The organism is Streptomyces sp. NPDC056361 (assembly GCF_042262805.1).
Classification (GTDB): domain Bacteria; phylum Actinomycetota; class Actinomycetes; order Streptomycetales; family Streptomycetaceae; genus Streptomyces.
This window is the reverse complement of the sequence record NZ_JBHJQI010000107.1, coordinates 15,583-29,290: the sequence shown is the minus strand read 5'-3', so window position 1 is coordinate 29,290 and position 13,708 is coordinate 15,583. Positions and strand designations below refer to the sequence as shown.

Annotated in this window: 10 protein-coding genes; 7 read left to right on the top strand and 3 right to left on the bottom strand. The window is 73.7% G+C overall.

The genetic code is table 11. The features are described 5' to 3' along the window. Positions 1-20: 20 nt before the first annotated feature. Positions 21-1,631, bottom strand: coding sequence for a M4 family metallopeptidase (locus ACFCY7_RS28535; protein ID WP_376488928.1), 1,611 nt, complete (start codon positions 1,629-1,631; stop codon positions 21-23). Between the two features lie 252 nt (positions 1,632-1,883). Next, positions 1,884-3,098 carry a Ku protein gene (locus tag ACFCY7_RS28530; protein WP_376488927.1) on the bottom strand — a complete coding sequence of 405 codons (1,215 nt, stop codon included), beginning with the start codon at positions 3,096-3,098 and terminating at the stop codon, positions 1,884-1,886. A 51-nt stretch (positions 3,099-3,149) separates the two neighbouring features. Between ACFCY7_RS28530 and ligD the strand changes: the two genes are divergently transcribed. The 7 genes from ligD (at position 3,150) to ACFCY7_RS28495 (ending at position 12,566) form a co-directional block, all read left to right on the top strand. Beyond that, a complete protein-coding gene (gene ligD / locus ACFCY7_RS28525; RefSeq protein ID WP_376488926.1) occupies positions 3,150-4,046 on the top strand; it encodes a non-homologous end-joining DNA ligase in 897 nt (298 codons plus the stop codon). Further along, positions 4,043-5,086: a DNA ligase gene (locus ACFCY7_RS28520; protein ID WP_376488925.1), complete on the top strand. Its 1,044-nt coding sequence runs from the start codon at positions 4,043-4,045 to the stop codon at positions 5,084-5,086. Before ligD ends, ACFCY7_RS28520 begins: the two co-directional genes overlap by 4 nt. A gap of 185 nt (positions 5,087-5,271) precedes the next feature. Beyond that, a complete protein-coding gene (locus ACFCY7_RS28515) occupies positions 5,272-7,434 on the top strand; it encodes a PBS lyase (RefSeq protein WP_376488924.1) in 2,163 nt (720 codons plus the stop codon). A 121-nt stretch (positions 7,435-7,555) separates the two neighbouring features. Beyond that, a complete protein-coding gene (locus ACFCY7_RS28510) occupies positions 7,556-8,377 on the top strand; it encodes a hypothetical protein (protein ID WP_376488923.1) in 822 nt (273 codons plus the stop codon). Continuing rightward, positions 8,374-9,648: an ATP-binding protein gene (locus ACFCY7_RS28505; protein ID WP_376488922.1), complete on the top strand. Its 1,275-nt coding sequence runs from the start codon at positions 8,374-8,376 to the stop codon at positions 9,646-9,648. The genes ACFCY7_RS28510 and ACFCY7_RS28505 overlap by 4 nt, the downstream gene beginning before the upstream one ends. 66 nt (positions 9,649-9,714) lie before the next feature. After that, positions 9,715-11,094: an FtsW/RodA/SpoVE family cell cycle protein gene (locus ACFCY7_RS28500; protein WP_376488921.1), complete on the top strand. Its 1,380-nt coding sequence runs from the start codon at positions 9,715-9,717 to the stop codon at positions 11,092-11,094. Further along, complete coding sequence (locus tag ACFCY7_RS28495) at positions 11,091-12,566, top strand: penicillin-binding transpeptidase domain-containing protein (protein WP_376488920.1); 1,476 nt, start codon at positions 11,091-11,093, stop codon at positions 12,564-12,566. The genes ACFCY7_RS28500 and ACFCY7_RS28495 overlap by 4 nt, the downstream gene beginning before the upstream one ends. 3 nt (positions 12,567-12,569) lie before the next feature. Here ACFCY7_RS28495 and ACFCY7_RS28490 read toward each other — a convergent pair whose 3' ends face one another. Continuing rightward, a complete protein-coding gene (locus ACFCY7_RS28490; RefSeq protein ID WP_376488919.1) occupies positions 12,570-13,679 on the bottom strand; it encodes a ferritin-like domain-containing protein in 1,110 nt (369 codons plus the stop codon). Positions 13,680-13,708: the final 29 nt, after the last annotated feature.

The window sequence follows — 13,708 nt, the reverse complement described above, 5'->3', positions numbered from 1 at the left end:
CCCCTGGTGTTCACGCGGTGTTACTTGACGTTGATCGCGGTCCAGGCCGCGGCGACCGCGTTGTACTGGGTGCTGCCGGCGCCGTACAGGTCCTTCGCGGCGTTCAGGGTGGCCGTGCGGGCGCCCGAGTAGCCGGTGGTGGAGGTCATGTAGGTGGACAGCGCCTTGTACCAGATCTTGTACGCGGCGGTGCGGCCGATGCCGGTCAGCGTGGAGCCGTTGGCGGTCGGCGAGTTGTAGGCGACGCCGTTGATCGTCTTCGCGCCACTGCCCTCGGAGAGCAGGTAGAAGAAGTGGTTCGCCGGGCCCGAGGAGTAGTGGACGTTCAGGCGGCCGACCGACTTCGACCAGTAGTCGGCGGAGCTGCCGTCCTTGCTGGGCTTGTCCATGTAACGGAGCGGCGTGCCGTTGCCGTTGATGTCGATCTTCTCGCCGATGAGGTAGTCGCCGGCGTCGGTGGCGTTGCCCGCGTACCACTCGACCGAGGTGCCGAGGATGTCGGAGGTGGCCTCGTTCAGACCGCCGGACTCGCCGCTGTAGCGGAGGTTGGCGGTGGAGGAGGTCAGGCCGTGGGACATCTCGTGGCCGGCCACGTCGAGGGACGTGAGCGGGTGGGTGTTGCCGATGCCGTCGCCGTAGGTCATGCAGAAGCAGGCGTCGTCCCAGAAGGCGTTCACGTAGGCGCTGCCGTAGTGGACGCGGGAGTAGGCGGCGACGCCGTCGCCGCGGATGCCGCTGCGGCCGAGCTCGTTCTTGTAGAAGTCCCAGGTGACGGCCGCGCCGTAGTGGGCGTCGGCGGCGGCGGTCTCGCGGCTGGACGCGAGGCCGTTGCCCCAGGTGTCGGTGGAGTTGGTGAAGAGGCTGCCGGTGCCGGACGTGCCGCCGTTGAGGTCGTACGTCTTGTGGCCGCCGCGCGTGGCGTCGGTGAGGGTGAACGAGCCCGAGGTGCCGAGGCTGACCTGGCCGGCGTACATGGTGTTGCCGGTGCCGGTCTCGATCATCTCGTAGGCGTACAGCTCCTTGCCGGTGGTGGCGTCGGTGACGACCTGGCGGCGGCTCGGGGTGCCGTCCTGCTGGACGCCGGTGACGATCGTCTCCCAGGCGAGGACGGGCTTGCCCGTCGCGGCCCAGATCACCTTGCGGGCCGTGGGGGCGGCCTCGGAGGTGTTGGCGCCGGAGGCGAGGGCGGCCTGCTTGGCGGCGGCGGAGGGGACCGCGGCGGCGGTGCTCGCCACGGATATGCGGGCCTCGGTCGCCTTGGTGGTGGAGCGGGCGCCCGACTTCTTCTGGTGGACGACCAGGTCGCCGCCGAGGACCGGCAGGCCCTCGTAGGTGCGCTCGTAGCGCGTGTGGACGGTGCCGTCGGCGTCCTTGACGACGTCGCGGACGACGAGCGCCTCCTTGCCGGACAGGCCGATGGCCTTGCCGGTGGCGGCGGCGCCCGCCTGGGCCTCCTGGACGGCCGCGGCGCGCTGGTTGCCGGAGAGGGCGACGGCGGTGGCGCCGGTCTCCAGCTTGGCGTCGGCGCTGGCGGATCCGGTCTGGACTCCGACGACGACCATGGCGGCCGAGGCGATCAGGGCGGCGGCGCGGGCGGTGGTACGACGGTGCGAGGACTGCTGGCGGGTCACGCGGGCTCCTTCGCTGAAAAGCGTGGGGGTTGTGGGGGTGGGTGATGCGGGTGTGAGCGTGCCAGCGAAGTTCACTCTTTGACAGGTCTGCAACAAGGATTTGACCAGCTGTTGTCCGAAGGACAGATAACTCTGTTCGCTATGCGGCGAGTTCGGCCCCCTCGTGCCCGCCTTCGGGCAGCGGAAAGCCCCCCGGAGGAGTGTTGCGTTCCGGGGGGCTTCGACGGAGTGAGAGGGCCGGGGCCCCGCCCGTCAGGCCGAGCGCTTGCGGGGCGTCGCCTTCTTGGCCGCCGTCTTCGCCGCCGTCTTCTTCGCCGCCGTCTTCTTGGCCGTCGTCTTCCCGACCGCGCCCGTCTTCGCCGTCGTCGCCTTCGTCGCGTCCTTCTTCGCCGACGCCGACGTCGAAGCCGCCTGCTTCGCCGCGGTCCCGGCCGTCGACGTCGACTTGCGGGCGGGGGCCGCCGCCTTCTCGGCGGCCGTCCGGGAGGTGGACTTCTTGGCGTCCGTGGCCTTGGGCGTACGGGCGGTTCCACCGGCCCGGGCGGTGCCGCCGGTCCGAGTGGTGCCACCGGTCCGGGCCGTGCCGCCGGTCCGGGTCGTCGTGCCGCCGGTCCGGGTGGCGCGCGGCTTGAGCGGGGTGACCTCGGCGACCTCGTCCGCCCCGGCCTGGCCCGCCGTCTCGCCGCGCGCCTCCCGCGCCGCCCGGACGCTGCTCTCCAGGGCCGCCATGAGGTCGATGACCTGCCCCCCACCGCCCTCCTCCCCCGGGGCCGGGGGCTCGACGCCCTCGCCGCCCTCCGCCTTCGCCGCGATCATCTCCTCGACCGCGGTGCGGTAGTCGTCGTGGAGGGTGTTGATGTCGACCTCGCCGAGGGTGGCCATCAGCGCGTCCGCCAGGTCGAGTTCGGCGTCGCGCACGGTGACCGGCGTCTCGGGGGCCACGCCCTCCGGGGCGCGGATCTCGTCCGGCCAGAGCAGTCCGTGCATGGCGATCACGTCGTCGACGACCCGCAGCATGCCGAGGCGCTCCCGGCCCCGCAGGGCGTACTTCGCGAGTGCCACCTTGTCGCTGCGCTTGAGCGCCTCGCGGAGCAGGGTGTACGGCTTGGCGGCGGGCACGCCGTTCGCCGAGAGGTAGTACGCGGCGTCCATCTGGAGCGGGTCGATCTCCCCGGTCGGGACGAACGCGACGATCTCGATCGTCTTCGCCGTGGGGAGCGGCAGCGCGGCCAGGTCCTCGTCGGTGATCGGGATCATGGTCCCGTCGGTGTCCTCGTACGCCTTGCCGATCTCGGCCTGGGCGACCTCCTCGCCGTCGAGCTCGCACACCTTCTTGTAGCGGACGCGGCCGCCGTCCTCGGTGTGGATCTGACGGAAGGAGACGGACCGGCTCTCGGTGGCGTTCACCAGCTTGATCGGGATGCTGACGAGCCCGAAGGAGATGGCGCCGTTCCAGATGGATCGCACGGTTCTCGACCTTTCGAGCCGAAGAGTCCGGAAACGTGGGATTCTCATCGTATGACGCCCATCACGGAGGTGGAGGGGCGCCGGCTCGCGCTCAGCAACCTCGACAAGGTGCTCCACCCGGCCACCGGCACCACCAAGGGCGAGGTCCTCCACTACTACGCGACCGTCGGGGCCGCGATGCTGCCGCATCTCCGCGACCGGCCGGTGTCCTTCCTGCGTTATCCGGACGGTCCGGAGGGGCAGCTCTTCTTCACCAAGAATCCGCCGCCCGGCACGCCCCCCTGGGTGACGACCGCGCCCGTGCCCCACTCCGAGGACCCCCGGGCCCGGCAGGTGGTGGTCGACGACCTGGCGTCGCTGATGTGGGCGGCGAACCTGGTCGTGGAGTTCCACACGCCGCAGTGGCGGGCCTCCTCCCCCGCCGTCGCCGACCGGCTCGTGCTCGACCTCGACCCCGGGGCGCCCGCGACCGTCACGGAGTGCTGCCGGGTCGCGCTCCACCTGCGCGAGCGGCTCGCGGCGGACGGCCTGGAGGCCTTCGCCAAGACCTCCGGATCCAAGGGGCTGCACCTGCTCGTGCCGGTGGTGCCGACCCCCTCCGCGCGCGTCTCGGCGTATGCGCGGCGGCTCGCCGTCGAGGCGGAGGCCGCGCTGCCGGCACTGGTCGTGCACCGGATGACCCGGGCGCTGCGGCCCGGCAAGGTCTTCGTCGACCACAGCCAGAACGCCGCAGCCAAGACCACCGCCACCCCCTACACCCTGCGGGCCAGGACCCTTCCCACCGCGTCGGCTCCCGTCACCTGGGACGAGGTCGAGCAGTGCGCCGGCGGCGCCCCGGACCCCGGTCGGCTCGTCCCCCTCATGGATGACATCGCGCCACGTCTTGAGCGGTACGGGGAGCTCCTCGCGCCGCTCTTCTCGCCCGAACGGGCGGGAGACGTGCCGTGAGACGAGGCCCCGGGACGGGACGGAACGGCGGGGCCGCCGCCGCGGCGCCGGACGACGGGACGGGGCGGGGCGGCGACGGCGCGGCACGGGACGGCGGGGCGGCGCGGCCCGACGGCAGGGCGGCACGGGACTACGGGCCGGCCGGCGCCCGCGGTGCCGTCGCGCTCGCGCCGCCCGTGGACGTCATGCGGCCCCGGTCCGCCGACGAGATCCCGGAGCAGGGCGAGCCGCCCCGGGAGCTGCAGTACTCCCTCAAGCTGGACGGCTTCCGGGCCCTCGCGTTCGTGCTCGGCGACGGGCGGGTCGTGCTCCAGTCCCGGTCCCGCCGGGACCTCGCGCCCGAGTTCCCCGGGATCGCCGCGCACCTGGGCGGGCGGCTGCCGGCCGGGGTCGTCCTCGACGGCGAACTGTGCGCGTACCGGGACGGGCGGCTGAGCTTCACCGATCTGCTCCGCTCCGACGCGGACCGGGTACGGGCCGGGGTGCCGGTCTCGTACATCGCGTTCGACCTGCTCGCCGTCCCCGGCAGGGACGTGCGGAGCCTGCCGCTCCGCGACCGGTGGGAGCTGCTGGGCGCGGCCCTCGCGGACGTCGGCCCGCCCCTCCAGCGCGTGCTGGCCACCACGGAGGAGGAGACCGCGCGCGGGTGGTTCCGCGACCTGCGGGACGCGGGGGTCGAGGGGATCGTCGCCAGGCGGCTGGGCTCGCCCTACCGGGCCGGCGCCACCTGGGCGTGGCGGAAGGTCCGGCACGCGGACACGAGCGACGGCCTGCTCGTGGGCCTCGTCGGCCCGGCGGACCGGCCCCGGGCCCTGCTCGTCCGACTCCCCGACGGCAGCGCCGTCACGACCTCGCCCCGGCTCACCCCGGCGCAGGCGCGCGAGGTCGGCGCGCTGGCGGGCGACCGCGCCGGTCCGCTCGCCGACGATCCGGAGCACGGGCCGGTGCGGCCGGTGGACCCGCCGCTCCCCGTCGAGCTGCGGCAGCTCGCGGGGCGGCACGAGAACGCGTCGTTCGTCCGGGTCCGGTCGGAGGGCTGACGGGCGGAGGACGCGTCTCCGGCGGCATACACCGAGAGCAACTGCCCTGCTCCGTACCGTATATGGCGCAAAGAGGCCGCAACCGAGGCTCCGCGCGGGGCGGGTGTCGCCGGTTAGGCGTTGCCGGCGGCCCTGTGGTGCACACTTGCTCCCTGGCACAGCGCTCACGGGGAAGGCGGCCGGTAATGCTGACGGGGATCGAGGAGGTCGACTGGGCCTCGCTGGGGCACGCGTACGGCCCCGCGGACGATGTGCCGGAGCTGCTCCGCGGACTCGCCTCCGCCGATCCCGCGGAGCGCGAGACCGCCCTCGACGGCATGTACGGCGCCGTGCACCACCAGGGCGACGTCTACGACTCGACGCTCGCCTGCATCCCCTTCCTCCTCGAACTGGTCGCCGACCCCGCGGTCCAGGACCGCGGCTGCATCGTCGAGTTGCTCACCAGCATCGGCGGGATCGAGCTCGACGACGACGACGAGCTCGACGAACTGGACGAACTCGCCCCGGACGACGAGGAGTTCATCCCCGCCGCCAACTACGCGATGGCCGCGGCCGCCATCGCCGCCGGGGCCGACGTCTTCCTGGGGCTCGTCGCCGACCCGGACCCCGAGGTGCGGCTCGCCGCCCCGTGCGCGCTGGCCTCGCTCCACCCCGAGCCCGCCCGGGTGCTGACCCTGCTGCGGGAACGGCTCACCGTCGAGCGGGACACCGAGGTGCGGCTCGCCCTCGTGGCCGCCGTCGGGCGGATCGCGCTGCGGCACGCGTCGCTGCGCGACGAGACCGTCGACTGGCTCGGCTGGCTCGCCCGTGCCGCGCACGACCCCGGACTGCGGCTCGCGGCCCTCGCCCAGCGGGCGCGCTGCGCTCCGGCGGAGATCCCCGACGACGTGGTGCCGTGGGTGACGCGGCTCCTGGAGGAGATCCGGACGGCGGCGCAGGGGCCGACCGCCGGGGCCGACGGCTACCGGGCCGCGGCGCCGACGCTGATCGGCCAGGTCAGGGAGCTGCTCGAAGAGCACGCGGCCGGGCGGCCGGCCCCGTGGACCGAGGAGCTGCTGCGGACCCTGCACACGGCGCTCGACGACCGCGTCGACGACCGGATCGCGCTGATCCTCGCGCAGCTGCGGAGCCCCGACTGGGGGCAGCGCTCGGACGCGATCTGGCTGTGCGGCGGGCTGATCAGGATGTGGCGCGGAGGGTACGAGGAGGTCGTCCGGCTCGTCGGCGCCCAGCTCCACGACCCCGAGCCCCGGCTCAGGGAGGCCGCCACCTCCTTCCTCGAGCGGCTCTTCGAGCTGGGCGGACCGGCCTCCGACGCGCTGGTCGCCCGTCTGACGTCGGCCCCGGCCGGCTCCGCGCCGTCCACCGGACCCGCCGGACCCGCCGCACCCGGGCTCGCCGGTCCCGGTCACGGCAGCGGGTACGCGTTCGTCGGCCGGTCCGGCCGCGACGGTGCGCTGCTCGCGCTGGCCCGCGCCGGGGACGCCCGCGCGGTCCCGCTGCTCGCCCGCGCCCTGGAGGAGGGCGAGGTGCGGCGGGAGCTGCTGTACGCGATGGACGGCCTCGGGCCCTCCGCGGCGATGCTCGCCCCGCTGCTGCGGCGCCGGCTCGCCGAGGTCGAGCTCGACGAGCGGCTGTACGACCGGGCGGCGCCGCTGCTGTACGCGCTGGCGGCCGTACGGGGCGGCCAGGCCGTTCCCGAGGTGCTGCGGGTGCTGCGCGGCGCCCCGGAGAACCGGCGCGACTGGGTGCGGGAGTCGGCCCTGCGGACCCTGGCCTCCTTCGGCCCGGCCGCCGGGGAGGCCGTACCGGAGCTGCGAAGACTCCTGGCCGCCGAGTCGGCCGCGGTCGCCACGACGGCGGCGCGCGCCCTGTGGGCGGCCGAAGGTGACACCGGGGAGGCGCTCGCGGCCCTGGAGTGGTGGCTGCGGCCGGGCGTGTCCGGCGCGGACTGGTGCTGTGCCGCCCTGGCCCTGGCCGAGATCGGCCCGGCGGCGGCCGGGGCCGCCCCCGCCCTCCGGCCCGGCCTGACCTCACGGGACCTGTGGGTGCGGGTCAGGACCGCGACGGCCCTGTGGCGGGTGTCCGGCGAGACCGCGGCGACGCTGCCGGTGCTGCTCGCGGCCTGGGAGGAGAACCGGCACGCGCGCATGGACATCGCGGAGGTGCTCGCGGAGATGGGTCCGGACGCGTCGGAGGCCCAGCTCGTGATCCTCACCGAGCTGACGCGCCGGCGCCGCCACAACGCCCGCGAGGGCGCCTCCGGCAGCCACGACATCCACCTCGACGAGAAGCTCCTGACCTTGTGCCGCGCGGCGCTGGCCCGGATGGAGCGGGGCCGGCCGTAGGTTCCGTCCGGCGCTGCGGGGCTCCGTCGGGTCCCGACAACCCGACGAATAGACAAAAAGGACTTCCCTCCGAATAAGGTCTACGGGAGAAGAGCGGCACCCATCCCGACCGAGGAGCACCGTGAGACCGCACGGAGTGCGCAGCGCCGGCGGCGCCCTGTGCGCACTCGGCCTCGCACTCGGCCTGGCGCTCGCCGGGTGCGGCGGCGGGGAGGGCGACCTGCAGAGCGCCGGGGCGACGCCCGCGGCCGTGGGGCCCGTACGGCTGTGGCCCGACCTCGCGCCCGCGACGAACCCGCCGGTCGACTACGGCGAGTCCGACACCCAGCGGGTCCCCGGCATCGAGGTCGCCGACAACGACGTCCACTCGGTCGACGCCGTCGCGGTGGTCCGCGCCGAGGTCCGCGCCAACCCGGACACGTACACGGGCGCGGACGGGCTCTACGAGGAGACCGCGCGGGCGATCGAGGCGTGCCCGACCGCGCCCGCGGCCTGTCCGGTCATGCGGCCGTACTACCGCGACCTCACCGGCAACGGCCGGGACGAGCTGATCGTCGGGATCCGGATGCCGCAGCAGCAGGTCGGGGTGCGGGTCTACCTCGCCGAGAACGGCGGGCTCACCCGGATCATGTCCACCGTCGACCAGGTGATCAGCGTGGAGCTGGCCGGCCGGGACCTGATCATGCGGGTCAGTTCGGCCGGCATCCCCGGGTACGAGTACCGCACGGCCTGGTCCTGGGACGAGCAGCAGCACAGCATGCTGCCCACCCGGGACGAGATCGTCCGGGTGCGGCCCTCCCGCACCGGGCCCTCGGCCGTGCCCGTGCCCCGCCTGGTCAGCCCCAGCGCCACCCCGTCGCCGAGCACCCCGCCCGCCTCGGGGGATCCCGGCGACCCCGTCCCGGCGGAGCCCGTGCCCGTACCCGCCGAGCCCACCCGGTGAAGCCGCCCCGACTGCCCGCCTGGACCGCGACCCTCACCTGGAAGGCCGCGGTCTTCATCGCCGTGATGTGCTGCGCGCTGGCCGCGCTGCTCGGCGCCCTCGTCCACGTCTCGGTGACCTCCCAGACCGTGAACGACTCCCGGGAGAAGGCGCTGACCCGGCTCACCGAGGTCGGCCGGCTCTACGAGGCGGGCGAGCCGCTGCCCCGCTTCGCCGGGATCGACCCCCCGGGCCTCCCGGCGCCCCTGCGGGCGCTCGCCGTCCGCGGCGAGCACGGCACGATGGTCGCCGACGACCGGGGCCGCCCGACGATGTGGGCGGCGGGCCCGGCGGACGGCCACGCCCTGGCCGTCCGGGTCGACTACACGCAGAGCGCCGAGACGATCGACGCGCTCGACCGGTCGATCGTCGGCTCCTCGGTGCTCGCGATCGGCGTGACCCTGCTCGTGGGCGCCTTCGCCGTCACCCGGGTCACCCGGCGACTGCACCTGACCGCCCAGGTGGCCCGCCGGATCAGCGCCGGCGACCTGGACGCCCGCGTCGACGACCCCCGGACGAAGGACCCCGCGCGCCCGCAGGACGAGGTGGCCACCGTCTCCGGGGCGCTCGACACGATGGCCTCGTCGCTCCAGCGCAAGCTGCAGAGCGAGCAGCGGTTCACCGCCGACGTGGCGCACGAGCTGCGCACCCCGCTGACCGGGCTCTCGGCGGCGGCCGAGCTGCTGCCCGAGGGCCGGCCCTCCGAGCTCGTACGGGACAGGGTGCGGGCGATGCGCGGTCTCACCGAGGACCTCCTGGAGATCTCGCGCCTCGACGCCCGCAACGAGACCGTGGACCTGGCGGTGCACGAGCTCGGGCCGCTCGCCGAGCGGGTGGTGCGCGCCTCGGGCACGGCGACGGAGGTGCGGGTCGTCAGGGACGCCACGGTGGAGACGGACCGGCGGCGCCTGGAGCGGGTGCTCGGCAATCTGGTCGCCAACGCGCACAAGCACGGGGCGCCTCCGGTGGTGGTGACGGTGGACGGCCCCGTGGTGTCGGTGCGGGACCACGGACCCGGGTATCCGGCGTACCTCCTGGAGTCGGGGCCGCAGCGGTTCCGGACCGAGAGCGGCGGCAAGGGGCACGGGCTGGGGCTGACGATCGCCGTCGGGCAGGCGGAGGTGATCGGTGCCGAGCTGGTCTTCGCCCGGCCGGCCGAGGGGGCGGGCGCCGAGGCCCGGCTGCGGCTCCCCGAGTACGTGCGCCTCGCGGACGCCGACCCGGAGGACTGACGGCGCTCCACGGCACACCGCCACACAAAAGGGACATAGGGCATACCGCTTGCTACGTTGCCGACCATGACCGCACCGCGCACGGACGCTCCCCCGCCCGGGGTACGCATGCCGAAGCGCCGCGGCGTGGAACTCTCCCTCCTCGTCTGCGCCGTCCTCATCTCCGTCTCCGGCTACGCCGCGGTCGGCCTCGCCCGCAGCGGCGCCGTACCTCCGGACGCGGCCCGCTACGGCGCCGGGCTCGGACTGCTCGCGCTGGTGGCCCACCTCGCGGTCCGGTTCCGCGCGCCGTACGCCGATCCGCTGCTGCTGCCGATCGCGGTCCTGCTCAACGGCCTCGGGCTGGTGCTGATCTACCGCCTCGACCTGGAGACGCCGAACGACCAGGCGGCGGCGACGCAGCTGGTCTGGTCGACGCTCGGGGTGGCGCTCTTCATCGTGGTCGTGGCGCTGCTGCGCGACCACCGCGCCCTCCAGGGGTACGCGTACGTCTCGGTGGCCGCCGCGCTCGCCCTGATGATCCTGCCGATCTTCTTCCCGGCGGTGAACGGGGCCAGGATCTGGATCAGGCTCGGCGGGCTCTCGTTCCAGCCGGGCGAGTTCGCGAAGATCCTGCTCGCGGTCTTCTTCGCCGCGTACCTCGCCGCCAACCGCAACGCCCTGGCGTACACCGGCCGGCGGATCTGGAAGTTCCAGTTCCCCACCGGGCGGGTGCTGGGGCCGATCGTCGCCATCTGGCTGCTGAGCGTCGGCGTGCTGGTCCTGGAACGGGACCTGGGGACGTCGCTGCTCTTCTTCGGCCTCTTCGTGATCATGCTGTACGTGGCGACCGGGCGGACCGGCTGGATCGCGGTCGGCCTCGTCCTGGCCTCGGCCGGCGCGTTCCTGGTCGGCTCCCTCGAACCGCACGTGCACAGCAGGGTGCAGGACTGGCTCGACCCGTTCGCCTCGATCCGGGCCGGGGACGGTCCGGGGCAGCTCGCCCAGTCGCTCTTCGCGTTCGCGGCCGGCGGGATGCTCGGCACGGGGCTCGGTCTCGGCCATTCCGTGCTCATCGGCTTCGCCGTCAAGTCCGACTTCATCCTGGCGACGGCCGGCGAGGAGCTCGGACTCGTCGGCCTCACCGCCCTCTTCCTGCTGTACGCGCTGCTCGTCGCCCGCGGCTACCGCGCCGGCCTCTCGCTCCGCGACCCCTTCGGCCGGCTGCTCGCGATCGGGCTCGCCTCGATCGTGGCGCTCCAGGTGTTCGTGATCGCGGGCGGCGTGATGGGCCTCATCCCGCTCACCGGCATGGCGATGCCGTTCCTCGCCCAGGGCGGCTCGTCGGTCGTCACCAACTGGGTGATCGTGGCCCTCCTCATCCGGGTCAGCGACTCCGCGCGGGTCCCGCAGCCCGACGCCGCCGACACCGGGACGCTCGCGCCCGTGACCGAGGAGGCCCGGTGATCCGGTACATCCGGCGGGCGGCCGCACTCTGCCTCGTCCTCCTCGCCGCCCTCCTCGTCAACGCCGCCCGGGTGATGGTCCTCGACGCCCCGTCGCTCGACGGCAACCCGGCGAACCGGCGGATCGCGATCGAGCGGTACGCCGAGCCGCGCGGCGAGATCCTCGTCGACGGGAAGCCGGTGACCGGCTCCCGGGACAGCGGCCAGCAGCTGCGCTGGGAACGCACCTACCGGCAGGGGCCGCTGTACGCGCCCCTGACCGGCTTCGCCTCCCAGACGTACGGCACGACGCTCGTCGAGCACGCCGAGGACGAGATCCTGTCCGGGACCGACCCGATGCTGGCGCCGCTGCCCCTCTGGAACGACCTCACCCGCGGTCACCAGTCCGGCGGCGACGTGGTGACCACGGTCCGCGCCACGATGCAGGAGGCGGCCTTCCGGGGGCTCGACGGGAAGCGCGGCGCGGTCGTCGCGCTCGAACCCTCCAGCGGCCGCGTCCTGGCCCTCGTCAGCTCGCCCTCCTACGACCCGGGCGTCCTCTCGGGGACGGGCCCGGCGGTCAAGGACGCCTGGAAGCGGCTGAACACCTCGCCGAACCAGCCGATGCTGAACCGCGCCCTGCGGCAGACGTACCCCCCGGGCTCCACCTTCAAGATCGTGACGGCCGCGGCGGCGCTGGACGCCGGGGTCGTCCGGGACGTGGACGCGCCGACGGACACCCCCGACCCGTTCGTGCTGCCGGGCACCCGCCAGGTGCTGCCGAACGAGGCGAAGGGCTGCGCGGACGCCCCCCTCGCGTACGCGATCCAGTGGTCGTGCAACACGGTGATGGCCGGCCTCGCGGTGGAGGTCGGCCTGTCGGGGATGGTCGACGCCGTGGAGCGGTTCGGCTTCAACGACACGGGCCTGCGGGTGCCGTCCTGGGTGGCGAAGTCCAACTTCGACCGGAGGATGAGCCCCGACCAGCTGGCGCTGTCGTCGATCGGCCAGTTCGACACGACGGCGACCCCGCTCCAGATGGCGATGGTCGCCGCGGCCGTCGCCAACAACGGGGAGATCGCCCACCCGTACCTCGTCGACCGCACCACCACCTCCGGGGGCACGACGGTCGACCGCACCGGCCGCCGCAGCTACCGGCAGGCGATGAACCCGTCCACCGCGATCCAGCTCCAGCGGCTGATGGTGAAGGCGGTCGAGGAGGGCACCGGCTCGAACGCGGCGATCCCCGGCGCCCGGGTCGGCGGCAAGACGGGCACGGCCCAGCACGGCTTCGGCAACACGGGCACCCCGTACGCCTGGTTCATCGCCTGGGCGCAGGCCGAGGACTCCGCCCAGCCCGCCGTCGCGGTCGCCGTCGTCGTCGAGGACGCCGAGGCCTCCCGCACGGACATCAGCGGGGGCGGCAGCGCGGCCCCCGTCGCGAAGGCCGTGATGGAGGAGGCACTGCGCCTGGAGGCGGAGGCCCGGCGGTAGGAGTCACTCCTCCGCCGCGCCCCGCGTGATCGCGTCCGCGACCTCCGTGACGCGGGCCCGTTCCTCCGCCGCGAACCGCTGCGCGTCGAGGCGTTCGGCGATCTCCTCGTCCTGGGTCATCAGGAGGTCCAGGTTGGAGTCGCCGAGGTCGAAGACGCCCATGTCGAGGTAGGCCTTCTGGAGGCGCTCGCCCCAGAGGCCGATGTCCTTGACGCAGGGGACGATCCGACTGAAGAGGAGCTTGCGGAAGAGGTGCAGGAACTCGCTCTGCTCGCTGAGCTCCTCGGCCTCCTTCCTCGGGATGCCGAAGTTCTCCAGGACCTCGACCCCGCGCAGCCGGTCGCGCATCAGGTGGCAGCCCTCGATGACGAACTCCTCGCGCTCGCGGAGTTCGGCGTCGGAGAGCTGCCGGTAGTAGTCGCGCAGCGCCATCCGGCCGAAGGCCACGTGCCGTGCCTCGTCCTGCATCACGTACGCCAGGATCTGCTTGGGCAGCGGCTTGTCGGTGGTGTCGCGGATCATGCCGAAGGCGGCGAGGGCGAGGCCTTCGATGAGGACCTGCATGCCGAGGTAGGGCATGTCCCAGCGGGAGTCGCGCAGGGTGTCGTCGAGCAGGCCCTGGAGGTCGTCGTTGATCGGGTAGAGCATCCCGATCTTCTCGTGGAGGAAGCGGCCGTAGATCTCGGCGTGCCGGGCCTCGTCCATGGTCTGGGTGGCCGAGTAGAACTTGGCGTCGAGGTCGGGGACGGACTCGACGATCCGGGCGGCGCAGATCATCGCGCCCTGCTCGCCGTGGAGGAACTGGCTGAACTGCCAGGAGGAGTAGTGGCGCCGCAGGTCGCCCTTGTCCTTCTCGGTCATCTTGGCCCAGTGGCGGGTGCCGTACAGGTTCAGGACCTCGTCGGGGGTGCCGAGCGGGTCGTACGGGTCGACGTCCAGGTCCCAGTCGATGCGGGTGGCCCCGTCCCACTGCTTGTCCTTGCCCTTGCGGTAGAGGGCGAGGAGGCGCTCGCGGCCGTCGTCGTAGTCCCAGGAGAAGCGGGCGGCACCGGTGGCGGGCACCTGCCATACGGGTCCGGCGGGGGCGTTGACATAGAGGTCGTGCGTCGACACTGACGACTCCTTCCGTCCGTTTCCAGCAG

Coding starts and splice junctions, on each gene's coding strand:
- ACFCY7_RS28500 (WP_376488921.1), top strand. CDS start 9,715: ATGACCGCACCGCGCACGGACGCTCCCCCGCCCGGGGTACGCATGCCG.
- ACFCY7_RS28515 (WP_376488924.1), top strand. CDS start 5,272: ATGCTGACGGGGATCGAGGAGGTCGACTGGGCCTCGCTGGGGCACGCG.
- ligD (WP_376488926.1), top strand. CDS start 3,150: ATGACGCCCATCACGGAGGTGGAGGGGCGCCGGCTCGCGCTCAGCAAC.